Annotated in this window: 18 protein-coding genes; 7 read left to right on the top strand and 11 right to left on the bottom strand. The window is 45.7% G+C overall.

Annotated elements, in window-relative coordinates; genetic code table 11:
• The first annotated feature begins 84 nt into the window (after window positions 1-84).
• Window positions 85-1,275, top strand: a complete 1,191-nt coding sequence (locus G9G57_RS01095; protein ID WP_164964468.1) for a GTP-binding protein — start codon at window positions 85-87, stop codon at window positions 1,273-1,275.
• A 57-nt stretch (window positions 1,276-1,332) separates the two neighbouring features.
• On the opposite strand, the gene lepB is transcribed toward G9G57_RS01095, so the two are convergent.
• Entirely contained in the window at window positions 1,333-1,953 is a 621-nt protein-coding gene (gene lepB / locus G9G57_RS01090; protein ID WP_107733717.1) for a signal peptidase I, read from the bottom strand.
• Between the two features lie 333 nt (window positions 1,954-2,286).
• Between lepB and G9G57_RS01085 the strand changes: the two genes are divergently transcribed.
• The 3 genes from G9G57_RS01085 (at window position 2,287) to G9G57_RS01075 (ending at window position 6,455) form a co-directional block, all read left to right on the top strand.
• A complete protein-coding gene (locus G9G57_RS01085) occupies window positions 2,287-3,636 on the top strand; it encodes a right-handed parallel beta-helix repeat-containing protein (protein WP_019688971.1) in 1,350 nt (449 codons plus the stop codon).
• A gap of 111 nt (window positions 3,637-3,747) precedes the next feature.
• Complete coding sequence (locus G9G57_RS01080; RefSeq protein WP_025366158.1) at window positions 3,748-5,280, top strand: MFS transporter; 1,533 nt, start codon at window positions 3,748-3,750, stop codon at window positions 5,278-5,280.
• Window positions 5,281-5,327: 47 nt separating this feature from the next.
• The gene (locus tag G9G57_RS01075; RefSeq protein WP_107733716.1) at window positions 5,328-6,455 is read left to right on the top strand and encodes a glycoside hydrolase family 88/105 protein; all 1,128 of its coding nucleotides are present in this window, start codon (window positions 5,328-5,330) and stop codon (window positions 6,453-6,455) included.
• Between the two features lie 74 nt (window positions 6,456-6,529).
• On the opposite strand, the gene G9G57_RS01070 is transcribed toward G9G57_RS01075, so the two are convergent.
• The 4 genes from G9G57_RS01070 to G9G57_RS01055 form a co-directional block, all read right to left on the bottom strand.
• Window positions 6,530-7,486 carry a polysaccharide deacetylase family protein gene (locus tag G9G57_RS01070; protein ID WP_107733715.1) on the bottom strand — a complete coding sequence of 319 codons (957 nt, stop codon included), beginning with the start codon at window positions 7,484-7,486 and terminating at the stop codon, window positions 6,530-6,532.
• Between the two features lie 201 nt (window positions 7,487-7,687).
• The gene (locus tag G9G57_RS01065) at window positions 7,688-9,742 is read right to left on the bottom strand and encodes an acyltransferase family protein (RefSeq protein ID WP_164964381.1); all 2,055 of its coding nucleotides are present in this window, start codon (window positions 9,740-9,742) and stop codon (window positions 7,688-7,690) included.
• Window positions 9,743-9,907: 165 nt separating this feature from the next.
• Window positions 9,908-11,257 (bottom strand): sodium-dependent transporter, encoded by a 1,350-nt coding sequence (locus G9G57_RS01060; protein ID WP_016822637.1) that lies wholly within the window; start codon window positions 11,255-11,257, stop codon window positions 9,908-9,910.
• A gap of 162 nt (window positions 11,258-11,419) precedes the next feature.
• On the bottom strand, window positions 11,420-13,972 hold the full coding sequence (locus G9G57_RS01055) for a DUF2339 domain-containing protein (RefSeq protein WP_016822636.1): 2,553 nt from the start codon (window positions 13,970-13,972) through the stop codon (window positions 11,420-11,422).
• Between the two features lie 598 nt (window positions 13,973-14,570).
• Here G9G57_RS01055 and serS point away from each other — a divergent pair.
• On the top strand, window positions 14,571-15,860 hold the full coding sequence (serS, locus tag G9G57_RS01050; RefSeq protein ID WP_016822634.1) for a serine--tRNA ligase: 1,290 nt from the start codon (window positions 14,571-14,573) through the stop codon (window positions 15,858-15,860).
• 107 nt (window positions 15,861-15,967) lie between these two features.
• Here the strand turns inward: serS and hmpA are convergent, their stop codons facing one another.
• Window positions 15,968-17,197 (bottom strand): NO-inducible flavohemoprotein, encoded by a 1,230-nt coding sequence (gene hmpA, locus G9G57_RS01045; protein WP_016822633.1) that lies wholly within the window; start codon window positions 17,195-17,197, stop codon window positions 15,968-15,970.
• Between the two features lie 405 nt (window positions 17,198-17,602).
• Between hmpA and G9G57_RS01040 the strand changes: the two genes are divergently transcribed.
• On the top strand, window positions 17,603-19,144 hold the full coding sequence (locus G9G57_RS01040; RefSeq protein ID WP_017426115.1) for a family 43 glycosylhydrolase: 1,542 nt from the start codon (window positions 17,603-17,605) through the stop codon (window positions 19,142-19,144).
• Window positions 19,145-19,242: 98 nt separating this feature from the next.
• Here G9G57_RS01040 and G9G57_RS01035 read toward each other — a convergent pair whose 3' ends face one another.
• From G9G57_RS01035 to G9G57_RS01015, 5 genes are all read right to left on the bottom strand, one after another.
• On the bottom strand, window positions 19,243-19,953 hold the full coding sequence (locus G9G57_RS01035) for a GntR family transcriptional regulator (RefSeq protein ID WP_016822631.1): 711 nt from the start codon (window positions 19,951-19,953) through the stop codon (window positions 19,243-19,245).
• A gap of 212 nt (window positions 19,954-20,165) precedes the next feature.
• Complete coding sequence (locus G9G57_RS01030; protein WP_026065363.1) at window positions 20,166-21,575, bottom strand: glycoside hydrolase family 1 protein; 1,410 nt, start codon at window positions 21,573-21,575, stop codon at window positions 20,166-20,168.
• Window positions 21,576-21,649: 74 nt separating this feature from the next.
• Entirely contained in the window at window positions 21,650-22,978 is a 1,329-nt protein-coding gene (gene celB, locus G9G57_RS01025; protein ID WP_016822629.1) for a PTS cellobiose transporter subunit IIC, read from the bottom strand.
• Between the two features lie 84 nt (window positions 22,979-23,062).
• Window positions 23,063-23,395: a PTS lactose/cellobiose transporter subunit IIA gene (locus G9G57_RS01020; RefSeq protein ID WP_016822628.1), complete on the bottom strand. Its 333-nt coding sequence runs from the start codon at window positions 23,393-23,395 to the stop codon at window positions 23,063-23,065.
• Complete coding sequence (locus tag G9G57_RS01015) at window positions 23,388-23,705, bottom strand: PTS sugar transporter subunit IIB (RefSeq protein ID WP_013312603.1); 318 nt, start codon at window positions 23,703-23,705, stop codon at window positions 23,388-23,390. Before G9G57_RS01015 ends, G9G57_RS01020 begins: the two co-directional genes overlap by 8 nt.
• 502 nt (window positions 23,706-24,207) lie before the next feature.
• On the opposite strand from G9G57_RS01015, the gene G9G57_RS01010 reads away from it, so the two are divergent.
• A complete protein-coding gene (locus G9G57_RS01010; RefSeq protein ID WP_017426113.1) occupies window positions 24,208-25,323 on the top strand; it encodes a WG repeat-containing protein in 1,116 nt (371 codons plus the stop codon).
• The last annotated feature ends 4 nt before the right edge of the window (window positions 25,324-25,327 follow it).

Raw genomic sequence — 25,327 nt, 5'->3', positions numbered from 1 at the left:
TCCTATCTCGCATTACAGTTACTACTGCACAGTCAACATTTTATGAAACTTTCGAAGGGATGAGTGATTACGTTGGCAAACGCTATGGAAAGAGATGAGAAAATACCGGTCACGGTACTAAGTGGGTACCTCGGTTCCGGCAAAACTACACTGCTGAACCATGTACTGAATAACCGGGAAGGCTTACGGGTAGCTGTCATCGTCAATGATATGAGTGAGGTTAATGTGGATGCTGATCTCGTTCGCGACGGTGGAGGATTATCCCGTGTGGATGAGAAGCTGGTGGAAATGTCCAACGGTTGTATCTGTTGTACCTTGCGCGAAGATTTATTAAAAGAGGTAGAGCGACTGGCGCTCGAAAAAAAGTTTGACTATATTCTTATTGAATCCACAGGTATAGGTGAGCCCATTCCAGTGGCCCAAACCTTTAGTTATGTAGATGAGCAAAATGGAATTGATTTGACCAAGCTGACCCGATTGGACACAATGGTCACTGTCGTGAACGCGCCAGAATTTTGGAAAGACTTCTACTCTAGAGACTCCCTTAAGGATCGTGGGCAGGAAGTGGCTGTGGAGGATGCACGTGGCATCGTTGATCTGCTCATAGAGCAGGTGGAATTTTGTGACGTGCTAATCATTAATAAATGCGATCTGGTATCCTTAGAGGAACTCGAACGACTGGAAAAGGCACTACGCGGCATTCAACCGAACGCCAAAATCATCCGTTCCGAATACGGTAGAGTGGACCCAAAGGAGATTTTAAACACGCATCGCTTTGATTTTGAAACAGCTAGTCAGGCTGCGGGCTGGATACAGGAAATGAACAAGGATGAACACGTACCGGAGACAGAGGAATATGGCATTGCTTCGTTTGTGTACAAGCGCAAAATCCCATTTCATCCCGAACGTTTATTGAAATGGCTGGCTCAATGGCCTACTGAGGTTGTACGTTCCAAGGGATTAGTGTGGCTCGCCACGCAAAACCGTACTGCCTTTACATTCAGTCAGGCGGGTAGCTCCAAACAATTCGCACGCGCAGGACTATGGGTGTCTGCTTTGACTGAAGAAGAACGACAATACTATCTCGGTGAAAACTTTGAAAAAACACCCGATTGGGATGAGAAATATGGCGACCGGGTTACCAAACTCGTATTTATTGGTATCGATATGAACCGGGAAGAAATCGAGCGTAGCTTAGATGAGACACTGCTAACCCCTGAAGAAATGGAACAGGACTGGCGCAAGTTACCTGACCCGTTTACGAAAAACATATAATGAGTTTGAAAAAGCGCCTAAAGTGAGCAACTACCTCCCATCTTAGGCGCTCTGGCCTTATTTATGCTTAACCCATTGCGCGTTATCGATCGGCCAAAAGATCACATCCGCACGTCCGACAATATCCTTGATGGAAACAAAACCAATTGCACGACTATCCCTACTATTATTGCGGTGGTCACCCATTACAAAAATATACCCATCAGGAACCTTGGAATCGGATATGGTTCCGTTTGGAAAGTCCACATTGTTATATAATTCTCCCTTGGCGTGAGCATCTTGGATAGCCTCTTGAATGTATGGCTCCTCTACTTTCTTACCGTTCACATAAAGATGATCACCTTGATACTGAATCGTATCTCCAGCCACTCCAATCACACGCTTAATAAAGTCCTTTTGTTCCTTTTTTACATGAAATACAACCACCTCACTTGCCTTGGGGTCACGAAAATCGTAAATCACCTTATTCACGACCACTCGTTCATCTGTTTTGAAATTCGGTTCCATGGATGCTCCCTCAACTATAAATGGCGCAAATAACAGCCAACGTATAATGAACACGAGCACAATGGCAACAATAATTGCCTTAAGCCAATCGATCATCTCCTTGTTCATTCGCGGTCGCTTTTCCTGCAATGGTTCGGAAGTTGAACTTGTCAAATGCTTCCCGCTCTCCATGCGCTAAACCCACCTTTTCTCACAGTTTTCATTTCTATTATATGTATAATGTTTAAGTATAATCAAATTTTCCCAGTCTAGCAAAACTGTATTTTTAGTTGAAACAAAAGTGTGAACTTTTTTTCACAATATTAAAAAAACAATAAAAAACTGTTGATGCAAACGTTAACATATATTACACTGTGCATATACTTCTTAGAGCGTTTTGGACTTATGATAGATCAATCTGTCCCCCCAGGAGGTGTCCTGTTTTTTTAATGGAAAGACAGCATGAGCGACTTTTATATGTGCTATCTTCTTTTAAAATATGAGCTCAGATAAGGAGGAATTTACATGTTTAAACGGAATGATCGTTCAAAAAACGGCTTTAACGCTCTAAGACTCGGTGTTTCTTTTGTTTTTGCTTCTTCTTGTCTTATTGGAACCGCTTACGCGGATATTCCATCCAACAACCTCCCCTCTACCACACTCACAGAGGAGGCAGTTAGTGCAACCGATTCAACAACTGTTTCCACCACGTTAGCGGCAGGCGATTTGTATGTGGCTCCAAATGGTAACGTGTCCAATCCGGGTACCATATCTAGTCCTACCACCCTCGAAGCAGCACTGACACAAATTGCTCCTGGCAAAACCATCTACCTGCGCGGTGGTAAATACGCCTACTCCTCAACGATTACAATTCAGCGTGGAAATAACGGCAATAACGGCTCACTCAAAGGATTAGTCGCTTACGGTAGTGAAAAACCCGTACTTGATTTCTCTGCTCAGGCCTTTGGTTCAGCTAATCGGGGACTTCAGCTTAACGGGGACTTCTGGCTGGTGAAAGGTCTTGAAGTCAAAGGTGCCGGAGATAACGGTATCTATATTGGCGGCAGCAATAACCGAATTGAAAACGTCGAGACCCACCACAATCGGGATACCGGGCTCCAACTCGGACGCTACTCCCCTAACGCTTCCACCAGTGAGTGGCCTGCAAACAATTTGATTTTGAATTCCTACTCTCACGATAACGCCGATCCCGATAATGGCGAGGATGCCGATGGCTTCGCGGCTAAACTGACTGTAGGATCAGGCAATGTGTTCGATAACTGCTTGGCAGCATACAACGTAGACGATGGCTGGGATCTGTACAGTAAAACGGAAACAGGCCCTATCGGTGCCGTAACCATTTTGAACAGTGTGGCCCATCACAACGGGCAAACCTCTGATGGAACGTCTACTGCGAACAGTGACGGCAACGGCTTTAAGCTGGGTGGAGACAAAATCAAGGTCAACCATATTGTAAAAAACAGTATTGCTTTCCAAAACAAAAAACACGGTTTCACCTACAATAGCAACCCTGGCACCATTACTTTGACCAACAATACTTCATGGGACAATGGACAAAGCAATTTCGCCTTTGATAAGGGTGAACACGTGTTCATTAACAATCTTTCTTTCGAGGGAACAGCAAGTGATAAAACAAGTGGTACGGATCAAGATAACTCAAACGTCTGGTGGAAAAACAAAAAAACGACGAATGCTAAAGGTCTCGCAGCCAGTGCAGACGACTTTGTTAGTCTCGTGCCTTCCATCACTCGAAGTACAGACGGTTCCATCCAGCTGGGTGATTTCCTTAAGCTGGCCAAAGGAAGCGATCTGATTGGCTCGGGTACTCCGAGCGGAAATATAGGGGCACGGTAAAAGCCCCACCTAATCAGGACGCCTGGCCCATCTACCAACCTAGACCATTCTGCATAATATAGCGACCGGTGATTGTCCTCATAACCAGACAAAATATGAGGTGAACAGATCATGGAACGAAAAATCACACTGAAACATACACTTGCCTATGGAAGCGGTAACATGCTGGGAAGTGGTGCACTTGCTATTAGCGGTGCATGGTTAATGTACTTTTATACAACCTTTTGCGGACTGTCTCCTGTTCAGGCCGCAGCCATTTTCTCTGTTGCCAGCATCATAGATGCGGTCAGCAATCCGATCATGGGCTTTATCAGCGACAACTTTCACCGAACCCGCTTAGGTCGTAAATTCGGCAGACGCCGTTTTTTCATCATGATGGGTATTCCGCTGATGCTCGTGTATCCGATGCTTTGGATAGATGGGTTGGGCTTCTGGTATTACCTGAGTACGTACGTGCTGTTTGAACTGGTGTACACCTCTGTCATGGTGCCGTATGAAGCACTAGCGTCCGAGATGACCCGGGACTTTGGCGCACGCTCCAGATTGACCGGATGGAAGGCCATGTTCGGTAAAATTGCGAATTTCGCCGCCGCTTTTATCCCTGGTCGCTTTATTGCTGCGTACGGCAAAGACTCTCCGCTGCCTTTCTTGTATACCGGTCTCGTTTTTGCAGCAATTCTGCTGATTGCCATGGCATTCTTGTACAAAAACTCCTGGGAGCGTCCAAGTGAGGAACTACAAAAGGAACTGGAAGGTGAAGCTCCGCTTTCCTTTATAGATTCCATGAAAAAGTTGTTTATCGATATTTCCTCTACTTTTCGGGTCAAGACGTTCCGTCATCATCTCGGGATGTACCTGGGCGGCTTTTCAGCTGAGTGGCTGTTTACTTCAGCTTTTACGTACTTTATTGTTTTCTCCTTGTTCCAAAGCTCTGAAATGGTATCCAATCTGAACAGCTTTAACTCTGTCATTCAATTGATTTCTACCTATTTCTTCATCCAATTCTGTGTGCGTAAAGGGTTTCGTATGCCTTTCATCGCCGCACTCGTCGTCGTTTGCTTTAGCGTAGCAGGTTATGGTCTGCTCTATATCACAGGAGCCTCTAATACGATGATGTGGCTATATGTCATCACACTGTTCATGGGGCTTGGTACGGGTGGCGTCTACTACATTCCTTGGAATCAATACACGTTCCTTGCCGATGTGGATGAAGCGTTGACTGGTCGTCGCCGGGAAGGTATTTATGCGGGTATGATGACTTTTGCCGGAAAAATGGTGCGGGCTGTTGTCGTTTTCATTCTCGGCTGGGTGTTACAGCACTTTGGCTTTGTATCCGGAGCTGAAAGTCAGCCAGTCTCTGCTCAGCACGCTATCTTCTATGTACTCGTGGTGGGTACTATTGTTCTCGCGATCATCGGGATGATTGCTTCTGTCGTAATGAAGCTGGATATTGACAGCCACAAGAAGCTAATCGCCGAGATTGACCGCCTCAAAAACGGTGGCTCCATGAAATCAGCCAAGCCAGAGGCTCGAAAAGTGTTCGAACAACTAACAGGCTTCAGCTACGATCGGTGCTGGGGCAACAATAATGTGGGCTTTAAGAACAAACCCGTTGATCCTAAGACACACACTCCGTCTATGTAACAACAATAACATTACAGATTAAACTTTACTGAAGAGGTGACTGTATCATGGCAAATTCAACATCGCAACCAACAACAAATCCTACAAAAACAGATTCCTGGGCTGTACGTATGAGCGATTCCGTGATTAAACGGAGTCCGGAATTTTATGAAAAATGGGAATATGACCATGGCGTGATTTACAGAGGTTTGGAATGGGTTGGCGAATTGACAGGCGATCCCAAGTATATGGAATATATAAAAAAACATATGGATCACTTTGTTGATGAAAATGGTGTGATTCAGCGCTATAAAGTAGATGAGTATAATATTGACCATGTGAATAACGGCAAGCTGCTCTTCACTCTGTATCGTGCCACAGGCGATGAACGCTATAAAAAGGCAGCCTTCCAATTACGCAGTCAGCTGGAAAAACATCCACGCACAAGCGAGGGCGCATTCTGGCATAAGCAAATTTATCCGTATCAAATTTGGCTTGACGGCTTGTACATGGGTGCCCCATTCTATGCTGAGTTTATTCGCGAATTCGGAGATCCGTCAGAGTTTGACGATGTGACCCTGCAATTCAAGCTATGCTACAAGCATACGCGTGATCCTGAAACAGGTCTGCTCTATCACGCTTGGGATGAGAAGCGGGAACAGCATTGGTGCAACCCGGAAACCGGCTGTTCCAAAAATTTCTGGGGCCGCTCAATGGGCTGGTTTGTCATGGCACTCGTCGACGTGCTGGACTACATTCCAGAAGATCATGCAGATCGTCCCGTCTTGATTGATATGTTGAGAGAAACACTGGAAGCCTTGCTGAAAGTGCGTGATAAAGAAAGCGGCGTCTTTTATCAGGTGCTCAACCTGGGCCATGTGAAAGGCAACTATCTGGAAGCATCTGCCTCCTGCATGATTCTATACGCTATGGCCAAAGGTGTTCGCAAAGGTTATCTGCCAGAGCATTATCGCCAAGAAGCAGAAATCACCCGTAAAGGTATTATTGATGAATTTATTACGATTACTGAAGAAGGACTTGTGAATCTGAACAAAACAGTACAAGTAAGCGGTCTAGGTGGTAAAGATCGCCGGGATGGTACCTTCGCTTACTATATCAGCGAGCCGATTATAACTAACGATCCCAAAGGTATTGGAGCTTTCATTCAGGCGATGGGTGAAGCAGAGCGCATCTAAATGATGCGGACTATGTACTTTTAAATAGCACAAAGGACGGTGGCGATGAGCCCCGTCCTTTTCTCATATATATCTTACTTCATAACTTTAAATTCATATCCCTGTTTCTTCAGATATTCTATAATTTGCGGCAATGCTTTGGCTGTTTCTTCTTTACCATAAGTGTCATGCATGAGTATGATCGCTTTTTCTCGGCCTTTAACTGACCTCATAAACTGATTAATTAGTGCGGGTGCTTTCTTGGATCTTCCCTCTGCATCCTTCGTTAATACATTCCAGTCCACCTGATGGTAATCCTTTTGAAGTAAAACCTTATCCAGAGCAGCCATTCCTTGTGGATCTCTTCTGTTCCATGTCATGTGCCCCCCGGGGAATCGGATCATTCTGGTGGAGAATTCTGGTCCCAGAATGCTTTTTAGAACCTGATTGTTCTTCTCGATCTCCTGCATAACATGATCCGTATTTACTCGTCTGTTCGGATATAAATACTTATAGTTATGTGAGTACGTATGGTTTCCTATCGCGTGACCCTCTTTGACAATTCTTTTGATAAGGTTCCGGGTATGCTCATTCTCATTGGCTTCTTTTCCTACAATAAAAAAGGTTGCCTTGACCTTTTGCTTTTTCAGAATGTCTAATATTTGGGGTGTGACCGTCACAGATGGACCGTCATCAAAGGATAAGTAGGCCACCTTTTTACCATCGGCTCCATCAGGCATCTTTCCTAACATTTGCTGATTTAAATATTTTTCAACAAAGGCACCGTCTTCTACACCGGGATCATTTTTTGGAGAGGCTGCTTTATCGTTTACCCCTGCGCTGGCTTTAACTTTGGATGAGTCCTTGGATACAGAATCTGTTTTTTTAGCAAGCTCCTGAGTCGGCGCATGTGGTTTGCTATCTGAGACCTTTATTGCAATAAAAGTAATGCAGCCTGCCACAAATAATACAATAGCAATCAGCATCAGCCTTCTTTTGTTCCTCTTCAAGCGGTGCTCTCTTGTTCTACTATGTGAATAACCCTTTTCCATTAGATTATGTACCTCCACCCTAAAATAAGAAAAACCACCGGAGCAGGGTGAAAGCGCACCTTACAACGAACATTGGAAAACCGGGAGGTTTGACCGATGAAAGTTTAAGGTTGCACTTCAACCAGGGGACGCACAACCTACTCCCGGTGGTTTCTTATCTTGCATTTGCATAATTTATGAATATCATTGCGGTTCTGCTCATTAAGATTGCTTCGTCAGGGCCTCAGCCAGCAAAGATGCATAGGCTTTAGCGCCTTTAGGTTTTAAATGTACTCCATCATGCTCAAAATATGAGTCTTTACCAGAACTTGCTGCATACCAGTCAATCATTGTAATTCGCGGATCTTGGGATGCAGCTTCGGCAAGATGCTTGTTCACAATGCTCTCCCAGGGCCGTGGTACACGGGTATTCACAAGTATAATACGCTTCGTATCCTTCAGGCTGGCGAGCAGATCAGATAACTGGTCCTTGGTAAAAGCGCCGTTCGTACCCAGTTCAATAATCACCGTCTTACCCAGCTGTCCGTTCTGTCTCAGTTGCTCCAGTACAGCAGGCGCTTCCGTCATTTGACGGCCGATCCGTCCATCCACAACGGCCCCCGGGAAGTATTCCTGAATGTACGACTGTACATCGAGCATGACAGAGTCTCCAATGGCGGTCACGCTCGAACCATCGCCTGTCATAGACTTAGCCTGTTTGAATGTAGTCGAAGGTTCCGTCTTCGTCGTAACGCCATCCGTAGTACCAGCCTTGACTGTCGTGTTTTTAGGCGTCTGGGCTTGGGACGGAGCTTTACTGTCCTGGACTCCTTGTGACTTGGTGGCTGTAGGCTCCTTGGAAGCTACGGACACCGTTCCGTGAAGCGGCGGCATCGCCTTTGCCTTTGCAATTGGCTGCTCATCACTAGATGCTGCCTGCAACGTTGCGTCAGGAGATACCACGTACAGGTGAACTGTACCCACACCAATACCTATACAAAGCATTGCCGTTGCGGTTGTAGAGATCCATCTCCACCGTACCTGTCGGCGAACCGCTGAACGAATTCCTGCAATCCAGTGCCGGAATCCATCGTGCCGAATCGGTTCCTCGACATATTTAAACGAGAGAGACGCCAGCAGTATGGTAGCTAGCAATTGTATAACGATACGCATCACATGCACACCATCGGTGTCCACCTGAGGTGTAGTTAGCGTGATAACTGGAAAATGCCATAGATACAGTCCGTAGGAACGGGCGCCTATCCAGCGTAGCGGCTTGCGTCCAAGCAGGCGACCGAGATGGCTCACTGGGTGTGCCAACGCTGCGACCACAATAGCAGTGACCACAGCAATCCCCAGCAAGCCGCCGCGGTACAGAGATGGATCATATTCATTCGAGGCCCACGCCCAGTGGAAAAGCAGCAGCAAGCTGATTGCACCGATGCCATCGAGAAGCAGGCGCGCCTTCGCAGAAGCATGCTCTTTCAGCTTGCCGCTTGGCCATACCAAGGCCAGCGCCGCACCAATCAGTAGAGCGAAGCCACGTGTATCCGTGCCATAATATACCCGGCTCGGATCGCTTCCCGGTACGTAAATCACGGCCATCAGGAGCGCAGATATTAACGCCAGACAAATCACCCATCCGGCCAGTACAATACGCTTGGGCATGTACTTTAGCCCAAGCGCCAGCAGTAAAGGCCACAGGATATAAAACTGTTCCTCCACCGCCAGCGACCACAGATGCCCAAGCGGAGAAGGAGGACCGAAACTTTCAAAATACGAAACCTGATGGAAAATAAACCACCAATTGCTCATATACACCAATGCGGCAGGTACATCTCCGCGCAAGGCCGTAAGCCGTGACGGATCGAAGAGCAACGAGCACAGGACAATGACAGCCACCACCGTCAGCATGGCAGGCAGCAATCTTCTGGCACGACGCACCCAGAAATCTTTCATTTTAAAACTATGATATGTATCCCACTGACTGACTAGAATATCTGTAATCAGATACCCCGACAAAGTAAAAAAAACGCCTACACCCAACAAACCACCCGGTAACCAATCCGGATTCAAATGATACACAATGACTGCGATGACCGCCAGTGCTCTTAATCCATCCAAACCTGGCATATAACGACGTTGTGGCGACAACCGATTAGACTTCATTTCAGCCGCTGTCCTTCTTGCAAATTCGAACTCTCTGTCTGTTTCAATGCTCTTCTGCCCTTTCCCTCTCCTGCACATCGTCTGTGCGATGCCCTGTAGCCTTTTCATTCATTATATAAAACTTCATAATCGTAATGATTTCATTGAAGTTAAAATTAATGACAATGTTTTTATTATATCATTCCTTTCCACACTTAGGTAACCACTGATAGATATACAAAAAAAGGTATCTCTTCCCTTAGGAAGAAAATACCTTTTTTTAATTCGTGTCTATTAAAATTTGATGATCCCTGAAGTATGAAGGAAGACCAACAACATCAGGATCGGTGCAACATACCGAAGGCCGAACAACCATACACGGAACCAGAAAGGCTTGAGATTGGCATGCTCGCCAGCAGTTTTCCAGTAGTACCCTGTGAATATAACTATCAGTAAGCCGCCCAATGGCAAGAAGATGTTGGACGCTGTGAAGTCAACAAAGTCAAAGAAAGATTTGTCGCCCACCTTTAACTCTGGAACCAACCCCATCGACAATGCAGAAGGGACACCCAGCAACAGACACAGGATCGATACGATGACAACCGAGCGTACCCGGCCCCAACGGAACCGCTCCATAACATAAGCTACCGGTACCTCCAGCAGGGATACCATAGAGCCTAATGCTGCAACCGCCAGCAATACGAAGAACAAACCGCCGAAGAAAGCTCCGAAAGGCATGGCAGAGAATGCAGCCGGTAAAGCAATAAAAACCAAAGACGGTCCTTGGGCAGGGTTAATACCAAAGGAGAAGGTTGTAGGGAAAATGATCATACCTGCGATAAACGCATAGATTAAATCCCCGCCACCCACTGCCAGCATAGCTCCCCCCAGCGATTGTCGACGATCTACATAAGCACCATATGTGACCATGATCCCCATCCCCAGTGAGAGGGAGAAGAAGGCATGTCCCAAAGCAACCAATGCAGATTCTATACTTAACTTAGAAAAGTCAGGATTCAAAAAGAAGGATACACCCGCACCAGAACCTGGCAGCATGAGAGCGTTAATCATCAGCACGAGCAACAGGATGACCTTAGCAGGAATCAAAATTTTATTGAACTTTTCAATTCCGTTCGATACCCCAAGGGTAACCACGACTGCTGTAAATGCAAAAACAATTAACAACCACACCAACGGTGCATAGCCGGAGGAAAATGAAGCAAACTGACCAGCAAAATCATTATTCGAAAACAGACTTCCGCTAAATGCCTCTACGGCATAATGCAGTGTCCATCCTCCTACAATGGCATAGAACGACAAAATAACAAACGGCACGATAACAAACATAATGCTCATCTTGCCCCAAATTGGATGTCCGCCTACTTTCACCATTGCAGAGGCAGCACTTCCTCGACCTGCACGACCAAGCGCAAGCTCTGCTAAAAGTACAGGCAAACCAACAAGCAACAAGCAGACAATAAACAACAAGAAAAATGCAGCTCCGCCATATTGTCCGGTAATATACGGAAATTTCCAGATGTTACCTAGTCCTGCCGCACTCCCGATCGCTGCCAAAATGAATCCAGCCGACGAGAAGCGTTCATTCTTATCAGACAGGTTATTCTGCCCCTTGCCCAAATTCATGGTATCCCCCTCATTCTCTCTACTTACGCATAAACTTGAGCATGCGTACATAAATAATTTTTTCTCATTATAGCGTAAGTAGGATGTAAGGTCATGCATAATTTTTCACTATTTCCGGATTTATTTTCATAATGTTCGGGATCTACACAATACAACAAAAAACTACATTTTTTCTTCAGCATCCTTCTTTATTATGGTCTCTCCCATACGATTGGATACTTTTTGGTAAATGTATGAAATAGCCAGCAGGATAACCCCAAATGAGAAATAGGCTACAATCGTACTTCCTGACGTTAATAGGTGTAGATCGTACAATAGCAGCTTACCTGTCGATAGCAAGGTCAAGCCCAATCCAAATCGGCGAATGTAGACCACTCGCTTGAGGAAGCCGTATACAATATACAAAATGGCCAGCAGGAGATACACCAGACTGAATACAAGACCTGCGTCTCCCAGACGGAACTGAACTCCGAGAAAGGCGGTAATGATGCCCAACAAATATACACCCATAATGACCGGATATAGCTCATTACTTCTATAATGTCGCGTCATCAGTGCGTTTAGGAAGTCCTTGCTGCTGAAGAATACCAGTACATTAAAGGCTGTCAGTACAATTAACGCCACATAATCAGCAGCCGTATTCTGCGCATAGTCTTCATGCAAGGTTGGAATCGCTACGGTAACCACCAATGCCAGCGCGTAGCCTATGACGTACAATGCCAAGCTATAATATTTAATCACCCGATCGTACAACAGCTTCACTTTAGGCAGGAAATAAGCTAACACCAGGGATACGCAGGTGAACAACAATACCTTGTACAAGGTGTAATGTGCAAACTCATCGGATAAGACGATGTTATACCAATGCCCAGCTTCGTACAAAAGATAGAGGTACACGTTCACCAAAGCTACATACTTAAATCCTTGCATGATATGCATTTCGTACAAACGATTGTTTTTGAAAGCATTCGGACGACTATATTCAATCGCATAGAAGACAGTAACGATCAACATTCCCAGTGTAATGAGCGTATATTTGAGCCCAAAATAATCTGTCTCAAAGCCTGACAACAGATATATAGGGAAATCAATGAAAAAGAATGCGCCCAGACACAATCCTAGAATGCCCCATCCTGCACGCTCCAATTCTTTCAAGCGATAGCGATGTCCATACAATGTAAGAAGCACAGCCTCGATTAACCAGCCCATGGACAACCATCTGACTCCAAACTGGAACGGAATCATGAGAATGGCAAAGGTCAATGATGTCGTATAAAACAGTATTTTGGTTTGTTTCTCCTCTGGAATATATCGCCGAACCCATTGGCCCAAGCCCCCATACACCAAGCAAAAGACGAGTGCCAGTAATCCTTTGTAATCATCCAGACCTGCATCGCCGAACAGAGAATACAGAACGGAACAGCTCACAACTGTATTCAGAGCCAACAAGGAGAAATCCAGCCATGATAGTTTTGTTTTGAGTCGGAACGGCACCCACAGTGTCATCCCGAGATACATCGCAAATGTAATGATTGCATATAGCATGCTGGCTATATTGCTTTCTGATAACCACGCGAGTACAACCATTAATGGGGTATTGAGCAGAAAGCTGATATATTGCACGATGACCCACCGTTTGCGGAAGGATACAAGCAGGATCAGCAGGTTCAGCAGGAATAGATAGCCCATCGCGATATACACGGCGTTTCCTTCCAGCCCGTTTGCTGCCATATAGGAGAACAACGGAAGATATCCCCCTACTAAACCGAAGGAACATATCGTTCGAGATTCATATCTTAAGGACAACAGCACAGCGGTCACCGTAACTAGAACGGACAAGCCTATACCTGTATACATTCCTATGATTTCTAGCAAAAAGTAGCTATAAAAAATGGAGCCGTACAGTACAGAAATACCGCCGCCCAAGATACCGAGCGCAAAGGTCTGCTTCTGCTTGCGATACAACCACTCGCCGCCGCCCAGCATCAGCGCTCCTAGCAAAAAGAACGCAACGCCCTTCATATTCCCTGTAAACCAGTTTGAGTATGAGTATTTAAAAGCGGCTCCCACACCCAAGATAATGAGCAAAATCCCCAGCTTGTTGATCCAGTTCAATCCCAGCATCATTTCAAACTGATTCTGCTTCATGCGCTTCTGCATCGTTTCTTCGCTGATCTCTTCTTCTTCGAGCTGATGAAGCTCGTTTTCCGTCTGATGAAGCAATTTGCGCTCTGCTTCCTGAAACCGCCTGCGTTGCTCCATGATCCGGTCACGAATCTCCTCCGAGAACAGTCTCAGTCTAGCGACGATCTCGTCCTGATCCTCTTTAAGCTCATGAGTGGTTTGCTGAATAAGCTGGTCCACCCGGTTTTTAGCCCCATATTCAATGGATGTCAGCCGGTTTTCCCCTTCTGCGGTTCTGGAAGCAAAATAGGTCTCCAGCTTTTCCCGCGAAATGCGAATCATATTCGCCTTTTCGCTCAACATCTGCTCCGTCAGCGCAGTACGCAGCTTTCCATTTTCCTGCTCAATATGTCGTACCCGCTCTTCCAAGTGAATGCAGCGAGCCTGATAATCCTCGAACTTTTTTCGCAGAACCTCGTTTTCCAAAATGATATCTGAAGCCTCGTAATCTGCGATTAATGTTTGATACTCCTTGAGTAGCTTGTTCTGTTCTTGGCGGATCGTATGTAAACGATCTTTAAAATCCTCCATGTTCCCCTCCATCGCTGTCGTTTTGGTAATCATTACATTTTACATGAAATTAAAATAGCATTATAGAGACTATAGCCCATTTTGAACGCTGAATTAAGGCTATTACTTAAATATTCTTCCAGTTTCATTATCACAGATGAAGTAGAATGGAAATACATAAGAAATAAAGCCTACCTTTCCCCTTCGCAAACATGAAATCGGCTTTTCACTTGTTTCCACTTATCTTAATCGCATTGTGTATTTATTTTTATTGGAAAGATCATGTTGAAAAAAGGAAGTAATCCAGTGTACTGACTCATGCCCTTGATTAACCTGCCAAAAATTCGTATACTTACAAAAAAGCAAACGACATTGTGCCTGTGAAGAGCATCCAACTCGGAGGCGTTTACGCCAAGGATTATACGTTAGTGTACGATATGGCGATATGTTCCTAAGTAAACCGGACCCGCCCGTTAAAGCGGAGCAAAGTGGATTGGAGAGTCATGACTTCTGTCATGCTGTCCGGTCAATTTGGGTGGCACCGCGAGATCAAAGCGCTCCTCGTCCCATGTGGATGAGGGCGCTTTTTGTATTTTTATCCGAAAAGGAGTGCGGTGTCATGTTAGATATCAAGTGGATTAGAGAGCATCAAGAGCAGGTTCAGAGAGCGGCAGACGACAAAAGAATACAAGTATCGGTCGCAGAGCTGTTAACCCTGGATGATCGGAGAAAGCAGCTGCTTCAGGAAGTGGAGCAGCTGCGCCAGATGCGTAATCAGTGTAGTCAGGATATTGGGGCGCTAATTCAGGCCGGGAATAATGAACAGGCAGATGAGACTAAGCGGCAGGTCAAAGAAATTAACGGACGGCTAGATCTTCTGGAAGTCCCGCAACAGGAAGTAGAGCAACAGTTTCAACAGCTCTTGCTTCTAATGCCTAATATCGTATCCCCGGATACGCCGCGAGGCCAGTCGGATCAAGATAATGTAGAACTGGAACGGGTCGGAACGATACCTGACTTTGGATTTGAACCCAAGGATCATATGATGCTCGGCCAGCTTCACAACCTGATCGATGTGCCTCGCGGTGTCAAAACAGCCGGTACCCGTAACTATTATCTGACGGGAGCTGGGGTCGCGTTGCACCGGGCTGTACAGCAGCTTGCTGTTGATCTGCTGAGCGAACGAGGATTTCAGCTGCTGGACGTACCATTAATGGTACGCTCTGAGGCAATGCGCAGCACTGGCTTTTTCCCGCTTGGACTGGATCAGACGTACCGTATCGCAGGAGAAGATCAATGGCTTGTAGGCACCTCGGAAGTTCCGCTGGTCTCGTATTACAGCGGTGAGATTGTGGACGTTACAGACCCGATTCGGCTGGCGGCGGTATCCGTATGCTTCCGCAACGAGGTTGGCTCGGCCGGAAGGGACGTGCACGGACTGTATCGTGTGCACCAGTTTGCCAAGGTGGAGCAGGTCATCATCTGCGAAGCGAGTCTGGACGCTTCAGAGCAAATGTTTCAGGAGATTACGCGCAATGCGGAAGATCTGCTTCAACTGCTGGAGCTACCCTACCGCAAGATGGCTGTCTGTACAGGCGACATGTCTCAAAAAACCTACAAGCAGTTAGACATTGAGACATGGATGCCTAGCAGACAGGCTTACGGCGAAACACACTCGTCGTCCCAGTTGCTTGATTTTCAGGCGCGTCGTTCCAACATCCGGTACCGTAATGCGGACGGCAAGCTACAATATTGTTACACACTTAACAATACAGCGGTCGCTTCGCCTCGGATCTTGATCCCGTTGCTAGAGCATCACCAACAAGAGGACGGTTCGATCCGCATTCCAGAAGCTTTACGACAGTATATGCCGCAGCATATAGAATTTTTGCGTCCGCCCATGTCATGAAAATATGGGCACACTTTGAAGAAGCGTAGAGCCAATGAGTAGGATTTCCTCATAGTCATAAACACAAAAAAGACGAAGGATAACCATCCTTCGCCTTTTTTAATGTCTCACTGCGCTTCTGCTTCCCATGCACTAGCAGGACCAAAAAATTCATAGTGGATATCCGATGCAGGGATATTCCACTCTTTCAACAGGCCGTATACCGATTGCATGAATCCCACAGGGCCGCAAAAGTAATATTGCGCATTACGTTCCGGTATTACGGATTGCAGCCAGGCCAGATCCAAACGTCCTTCCTTGTGAAAAGCCTGGGCTAGACGATCCTGCTCGGTTGGTCTGCTGTAGCACCACCGAACGGCCGCCTGTGCATGTGTGGCGACTAGTTCTTCCACCTCATTACGCAGAGCATGGTTATCTCCGCTGACTGCTGCGTGGACAAAAGTGACGGGCCGATTCGGAGCAGTTTCCACCAGGGAAGCCAGCATGCTAACCATCGGGGTGAGCCCGACTCCACCACTGATCAATACAACAGGTCTGCGATCTGTCCGATCCAGGGTAAAGTCACCCGCCGGTGCAGATACCAATAGTACATCGCCCTCCTGCACGTGCTCATGCAGATACACAGATACCTTGCCCGCTGGACGAGACCCTACAGCATCCTCTCGTTTTACGGATATCCGGTAGTAAGGTTTTCCTGGTGCACTAGAAAGGCTATATTGACGGATATGAGTATTATGTTCACCCGGAATCTCCATCTTCAAGCTGATATATTGCCCAGGCTCGAATGCAGGCAGCACCTGTCCATCCTGCGGCACCAGGTAAAAGGACGTAATTCGCTCGCTTTCCTTAACCTTTTTCTGTACAACAAAGTTCTTAAAGTCTGACCAACCTCCCTGCTGCTGTTCAGCCTCCTTGTACATTTCAGCTTCCACATCTATAAATACATTCGCAATCACACCATAGGCTTCAGCCCATGCGTTGATGATCTCATCTGTTGCTGCATCCCCTAGCACGTCCTTGATCGCAGCGAGTAGATATTTCCCGACGATAGGATAATGCTCTGGCTTAATCCCCAAACTACGATGCTTATGTGCAATCTGGCGTACCACCGGAAGAATTTCCTCCAGACGGTCAATGTGCTGTGCGGCCGCATATACAGCATTGGCCAGCGCCCCCTGTTGACGTCCTTGCTTCTGATTCGCGTGATTAAATATATTGAGAAGCTCGGGATGGGCCTCGAACATCATCTGATAAAAACGCTTGGTGATTGTAGTTCCGTGTACCTCCAAAACAGGTACAGTCGATTTGATCGTTGCAATGGTTTGCTCACTTAGCATTGTTGTATCCCTCTTTTCTCCAAAATAATGATGAACAAAAGGCGTTACAACATAGCTCCCTTTTGTTAACCTTCAATTAAAGCAAGTATACCCACATAAAGTAACCGTTTATGTGATTCCAGTCACTTTAAATTTGAAATAATGTGAACGTGTCAATGACAAAACGCACAATTATATACATTCCCGGTGTAGATAATAGCACATCCACAAGTAGGCAAAGAGACGCTTCTTTTAACTCAGCCGACCAACATTCCCATTTTCATTCAGTACCGATTCCAATTTATGATTCGAAAGACTTCAATTTATTCCACTTGTAAACGCTTCCAATTAAGATAGAATCGTAGATGAGGTACCGGACAAGCTGTTCGGGGCCATCCTATCTATATTAGGGAGGCAGATGATATCGTGAAGTGGATCAACAACAGCAAATGGTTAGCCCCATGGATTTGTATTATAATCGCAGTGGTCGGTGCAGGTCTTCAACCCGATGCAGTACATGCCAATACAACAGGCGTTACGCAAGCAACCTATGGGAGCGAGATGAACCCATCGATGAATGGTTTGGACGCCGCTAATGCAGAACTGTCCTTGAGTGCAACAGCAAGCACAGCCATTACGAATGGAACGGATTGGAAGGACACCGCAGGAAACCCGATTCAGGCGAACAGCGGCAATATCCTAAAAGTAGGTTCCACTTATTATTGGTACGGCGAGCACGCTGAGAACTGGAAATTTGAAAAAGTGAACGTATATACCTCGACTGATTTGAAGAATTGGTCCTTCCGCAGTAGTATCCTCACCAAAGATTCCGCCCCTGAGCTGAATTCGAGCAAAATCGAGCGGCCTAAAGTCATTTACAACAAATCCACCGGAAAATATGTACTATGGGCACACTATGAAAATGGCACGGACTACTCACTCGGTCGCGTAGCTGTTGCTACCAGCGATACACCAGACGGGAATTTCACCTACCAAGGCAGCTTCCGCCCGCTGAATTATGAGTCCCGTGATATGACGGTGTTCACGGATACCGACGGTAGCGGCTACCTCATTACAGCTTCCCGTAAAAATGGTGGCGCCAATGATACGATGGCAATCTTCAAGCTGACGGCCGATTATACAGGCGTGCAGTCGTTCGTTGGCTGGATTTTTGAAAATGGCTATCGCGAAGCCCCCGCTGTTGTGAAAAAGAACAATACCTACTACCTGTTTACCTCGCAGGCATCCGGCTGGTATCCGAATCAGGGTGCTTATGCAACCGCCAGCTCCATGACTGGAAGCTGGTCTGCTTTGTCGCCTTTCGGTGATCCGGCGGCTTACGGCTCGCAAATCCATTCCATCGCCACAATTACAGGCAGCGCAGGAACCAGCTACATCTATATGGGCGACCGCTGGAACCCGCTCAATCTGAGCGATCACAAATTCATCTGGTTGCCATTGACCCTGAATGACTCCAATAAAACGGCTACTCTAAACTGGTACAGTAGCTGGGATATGGATGCTGCTACAGGCACAGTCATCCTGCCATCCCTTGTGAATCACGCGCAAGGCAAAACAGCTACTGCCAGTTCAGCCGCATCTGCTTCCCCGGCCTCACTGGCGAACGATGGCAATCCCCAAACCTCATGGAAGGCTACATCTGCATCCTGGCCTGCTTGGTGGCAGGTGGATTTGGGCAGTACCAAGACGATTAACGAAGTGGATATTTCATGGTTTATGTACAAAGGATCTGAGGCATATTACAAGTATAAGATCGAATATAGTACGGATAGCGTTCATTATTCCACCATTGACCGTACGAGCAATACTGCATACGGCTTTACCAGTGACAAAGTTAATTTTCAAGCCCGTTACGTGCGAATCAATCTTGTAAATGCAGTGCTATTCAATAATCCGAACAACTGGTATACTCCGACGGTGCATGAAGTGAGATTGCTTGGCAATTAATTTGCTTCATTAAAAAGAACATGGCAGGAGAGTGCCCACATCAGTTAGGCCTTCTTCTGCCATGCTTGTGCTTTACCATCCGTTTCTTACTCACTGGCTCAACGCATCCGATTCACTGTGGTAAACACAAATTTATCATACCGATGGCGCGAGAATGAGTATTCAAATGGTATCCCCGTATCCAGATAACCCACTTGCTCAATTTCCAAGATTGGGTCATCTGCTGCACAATCCAGATGCTCCCGATCCAGTTCCGTCGACTTGGATGCCCGGATAGTACGATGTGAACCGACAATATTAAGGCCCAGTTCCTCCTTAATATGTTTGTACACCGAGCCATACAACACTTCCTCGGTAATACCGCTAATCAGCTTCGTTGGCATGTAAGTGCGCTCGATAACATAGGGTTCGCCCTCCACAACACGCAGACGGATCACATGATATACAGGAGAATTGACGTCAATAAACAGATGAGTCGCTACTTCCTCGGATGGAAATTGAACGTCAAAGGCTATGATTTTACTTTTGATTTCTTTCCCGCGCAGTACGTTGGTCAGCCCCAGCATTTCATTCACAACGACATTAACCGGGCCATTGTAGACCGATTTGACGATAAAGGTTCCGTGTCCTCTTTTACGATTCAGCAGTCCGTCCATCACCAATGTGTCCAATGCCCTCTTAATCGTCATTCGACTTACACGAAACTCTTTTGCCAATGAGATCTCATCAGGGATGGGATCATCACTGCAGTAGGTCTTATTCATAATACGCTCTTTGACCTCTTGTGCAATCCGCTCGTATTTGTTCATCTGTCTACCACCTGTACTAAAAATTGTTTTATGTCAGCATTTTACCAAAATATCGGTAGCGCTGGTTTTTCTGTTCTGCAGGCGGGACGTTAAGGTATGACGGTATAGTAAGTATACCGAACATTATACTTTCTCACCAGCGGTATACAGCACAGCTTCCTTTCAGCAATGAAGAAAAAAAGGCGGTCCAAAGGACCACCCCCCACCTTACCTTAGAATCCGTTATTTTCGATCACTTGTTTGAACCAGTACCCACTCTGCTTAACGGATCTTTTACCCTCGTTCTGAAGATCCACGGATACAAAGCCGTAACGATTCTTATATGCGTTCGTCCAGGACCAGTTGTCCATAAACGTCCATAAGTGATAGCCTTTCACATTGGACCCTTCTGAGATAGCTCGTTGGACCCATTTGAGATGCTCACGGATAAAATCAATACGATAATCATCGCAGATCATACCCTGCTCATCTCTGAATTTTTCTTCACCTTGTACGCCCATTCCGTTTTCTGAAATGAAGCATTCAATGTTGCCGTAATTTTCTCTGACATTGGTCAGAATGTCGTAAATGCCCTTCTCATAAATCTCCCAGCCTCGCATCTCATTCATCTTACGACCAGGCATGGCATAATAATCGAAGAATCGTTCCGGCACAAAAGGTGCGTCTGGATTTGGGAGACTTTCGCGAGCCTTGACTCTGCGCGGCTGATAATAGTTAATCCCCAGCAGGTCTACAGTACCCTGGCGTATAATTTCCCGATCTCCATCTTCCATGCTCGGTACAAATCCCTCTTGGCGTAACAGCTCCACAAGCAAAGGGTTAAATTCTCCCGTCACAGATGGGTCTAAAAAGGAACGGTTAAAGAACGCGTCGCATATTTCAGCAGCCTGCACGTCTGCCGGATGCTGACTACGCGGATAGCTCGGCGTCAGGTTCAAAATAATACCGATTTTGCCCTTATAGCCGCCTTCTCTGTAAGCCTTAATGGCACTGGCGCTCGATAACAGGGTATGATATCCCACCTGTACAGCTTTACCGAAATCCACTTCATTGGGATAGTGGAAATCGTATAGATAGCCGCCTTCCACCGGGACAATTGGCTCGTTATGCGTAAACCATTTGGCTACACGATCCCCGAACAACTCAAAGCAAGTGTTCGCGTAATCCACGTAAGCTTCGACCGTCTCGCGGTTTACCCAGCCTCCTTTTTCCTGTAAAGCCATCGGCAAATCAAAATGATACAGATTCACAAACGGCTCAATGCCCACCTGGTGCAACTCTTCAATGACGGAATTATAAAATTGAACCGCCTGCTGGTTTATTTCACCTTTCCCTGCCGGAAACAGGCGTGACCAGGAGATAGAGAACCGGAAAGAGTTGTGGCCAAGCTCTTTCATGAGTGCAATATCTTCTTTATAACGGGTATAGAAACGGGATGTATCAGCAGGACCGACCCCGTCATAGAAACGGTTCGGCTCCTGCTCAAACCAATAATCCCAAATGTTCGGTCCTTTGCCGTCTCCCTCCACAGTTCCTTCTGTCTGGGTAGCCGAAGCTGAGGAACCCCACCAGAAGTCAGTCGGAAAACGGTATTGAATGGCTTGCTGCTCTATATCTTTCATTTCGGTATGATTCACAGCTCTACTCCTCTCTCTTTTGCAAAGAACAAGTCCACTACACTAGCAGCTCATTCATGTTACATTCCAACAGTTTGATCCTTACCTGCAACGGCTGCTTGTTTAAGCTCCTCTTCCTGCTCCTTACGAACGTTCATCCGATCAATAATTTTCAGGAACGGGAACCAGATGACAAAGACGACAGCCATATTAAACAACTGCAGTATGCCTCCCATTAGAGAACCCGTAGCCATCATTCCACTAAAGAACAACGGCATCGTCCAAGGAACCTGTATCCCGTTGGGCGGCGGTACAATCCCCGTAGTCATGGCAAAGTAAGTAATCAGCGTAACGATCATTGGAGAAATGACCCACGGAACAAAAATAAGCGGATTCATCACAATCGGCAGACCGAATATGACGGGTTCGTTGACATTAAACAGACCTGGTCCAAGGGCCAGCTTACTGACCTGCTTCAATTGCTTACTCTTCAGGAAGATCAGAATCGAAAGCACGACAGCCAATGTCATACCTGTACCACCGATACCTACTGTATAAATATCCACAAACTGCTTGGTGATAATATGCGGCAGTTCCGCTCCTTTGGAGTACGCTTCATAGTTTTCAAGTGCCAGTGTATTCCAGATTGGGTCCATAACTGAGTTGATAATAATCTGACCATGAAGCCCAAAGAACCATAAAAGCTGAACAAAGAAAATAGCAATTAATGTAGGTATAATACCACTGCCCAAATGCACCAGCGGTGCCTGTACGGCATGATAAATCAGATCATGCAGGTTATTGTGAAGGGTCAGTGTAACTACAACATTAATGATCAAAAATATGCCCAATGTGATACATGCCGGAAGCAAAGCGGCAAACGATTTGGCAACGGCTGGCGGAACACCTGGAGGCATTTTAATGACAAAATTTCGCTGTGTCACCCTCCGGTATATCTCAGCCGCGATAAAGGCGACGATCATACCAAGGAACATGCCTTTGGCACCAATCCGGTCCACCGGAATGACACCAGCAATCGTGGCACCGCTTTCTTGTGTCAGTACAAAAGGGGTGAGCATTAAGAAACTGGCCAACGCGATCATACCGCCGAATATGGGCTCGACCTTATAACTTCGAGATAGATAATAACCAATCCCGACGATGACAAATAAGGTCATAATATTCAGTGTGGCATTAGGCGCAATGTTCAGCAGACTGCTAAAAGTCGCATAATTGCCGTCGCCCATCCACCCTTTTAGAAACGGCAGATTAATAATAACTACAATAATGGAGCCAAAAACTGTTAATGGAAATGACAGCATGAATGCATCACGCAGTACAGTAAGATAGCGGTTGTTGTTCAGTTTACCGGCAATAGGTATCAGTATCCGGCTTAATTTTTCAAACAAAGCCTATTCCTCCCCGCGAAGTGACTTGCATCAATAGGGTTGCAAGCATTTCATGTCCCAAAATTCACAAATTTACAGGTCCAGCTATAAACTTCTGGATTTGAACAGCTCCAGCAGCTCTTGAACCAAATCCTTCATGGTAGCCGTGGACATCAAATGATCCTCGGCATGCATTAGAAGGAGCGAGAAGGGAGTTTGGGTTCCTCCCGCTTCCTTCTTAACCATTTGAAAATGGATATCATGCGCGGCACGTAAATCCTGCTTGGCTTGTTTGAGCAAATCGTCCGCACCTTCTACATTTTCATTTCTGTATTCAGTCAGCGCCTGAATCACTTTGCTGCGAGCGCTTCCACTATGCAAAATAAGTTGGAAACTAATTTGTTCTTCCGTCAGATCAGCTATATTAACTTTATCCATTTTTACGTTCCACCAGTTTCACAGCCTGTTCGTAGGCTTTCTTACCGTCAACCATTCCGTAGGCCATCATGTCAATCACTTCTACATGAATACCATATTGGGCTGCTTCCTTTTCCAGCTGTCCTTTAAGAAAACTCATTTGCGGGCCGATCAATACAGCGTCAGCCTTAGCCATGTCCTCTGCGGCTTGATCTTGACCTACTGCCCAAATTTCAGCCTCGTCTCCAATGGACTTAGCATAATCCTGCATCTTAGTAACCAGCAAACTTGTAGACATACCTGAGCTGCACGCCAGTAAAATTTTCTTCATGATTGTTCCTTCCCTTCAAGGTCTGATTGGATGATAACTACTAGAAAACGTTTACAGCGTAATTATAAATCCGCTTTTTGAATTTGTCTATACATTTAACATATATGTATAGACTTTTTTTAATATGACACATTTTCTTCTTTTTTTTTGAAAGTGAACTGATCCCTCATCTTTAATCTCTCAATAATAATCGATTTTCACTATAAGAGATTCTGCCAATGATATGTTATTCGATTCTGTAAAATGTTAACATGAGCTACGGAATAGGCTTGATAGTCCCTCCGTAGCCAAAGAATAGCTGAGGTGAGAAGAGATGAGTAGAAACGAGATGAACAAGCATCCTACATAAAAATAGAGCTTTCACGCACTGAAAATTAGAAAAATTTTGAATATTAAGAAACATTCCTACATTTTTATCGTCTATATTATGGAAGGCCTTACGTATGAGGGCAGGATTCTTTGAAGCCCGAAGTTAAAAATCAACTCACAAAGGAGCTTATGCATGTTGAAAAAATTAGGATTAGCTGCATTAATTTTGATTACTGGCATCTCTGTTATTGGAACAGGCTGGGCCGCACCCAGCACAACAACCATTGAAGTCTCTAAAACTGCTGTAGATTACAACATTGCTCGTCCTTCAAGCGATGGTGCTTTTCATGATGGCTTATTGGCTGCTGAAACATCTGCCGGAAACCTTGTGTATTACAATACCAAGGGACAAAAGGCTTTCTCTCTTCCCGCCGAGCTTAAACCTGTTGGTGATTTTCAAGAGCAGCGGGCTGTAGTCAAAAATACAAAAACCAATCTCTTTGGGTACATTAATACGAAAGGGACACTGGTCATTCCTTGCCAATACACCGAAGCCAATGTCTTTTCCGAAGGCAAGGCCAAGGTCACCATAGCAGACACCAAAGAAAATGCAATTATAGATCGAACGGGAAAAACCCTTTCTCATTTTAAAGAACATGTGGATTCAGAATATGTATTTACAGAAGGTCTGGCCCTTGCCTATGCCCCTAACACTGGGAAGATTGGTTTTGTGAATGCTTCCGGTAAGCTAGCGATTCCTTATCAATACAAATACAGTCGTAGTTTCTCGGATGGCTTGGCTATTGTTCAAAATAGCAAGGGACTATACGGTTATATCAATACGGCAGGAAAAGAAGTCATTCCACCTCAATACAAATCCGGCGGAGACTTCTCGGAAGGATTGGCTCCAGTACAAAATGCCAAGGGTAAATGGGGATTCATCAATAAACAGGGAAAAGTCGTGATTCCCTTTAAGTTTACGGATGCACAGGATTTTAGCGAGGGCTTGGCCAGTGTGAAAAATGCGAAAAATGAGGTTGGGTTTATTGATAAAACCGGAACATTGGTCATTAAATATCAACAAAAGTATGACGTTACATCTCCATTCAAGGAAGGCATTGCTTTAGTTGGTAAACAAGCAAACTCATCTGTCTCGAACGGAAAATTCGGTTACATCAATCGCCAAGGGCAACTGCTGACCAAGCTTGAATACAGATCGGAATCTTCTTCCTTCTCTAATGGTTATGCTGTTGCTTTTGTCAAGCCAGGCAAAGCCTTCATTGTTTCTAAACATTCTGCTTCAAAATAAAAAA

This window comes from Paenibacillus sp. EKM211P (assembly GCF_011066175.1).
Classification (GTDB): Bacteria; Bacillota; Bacilli; order Paenibacillales; family Paenibacillaceae; genus Paenibacillus; species Paenibacillus polymyxa.
The sequence above is the reverse complement of the archived record's forward strand: the minus strand, read 5'-3'. Positions and strand labels throughout refer to the sequence as shown.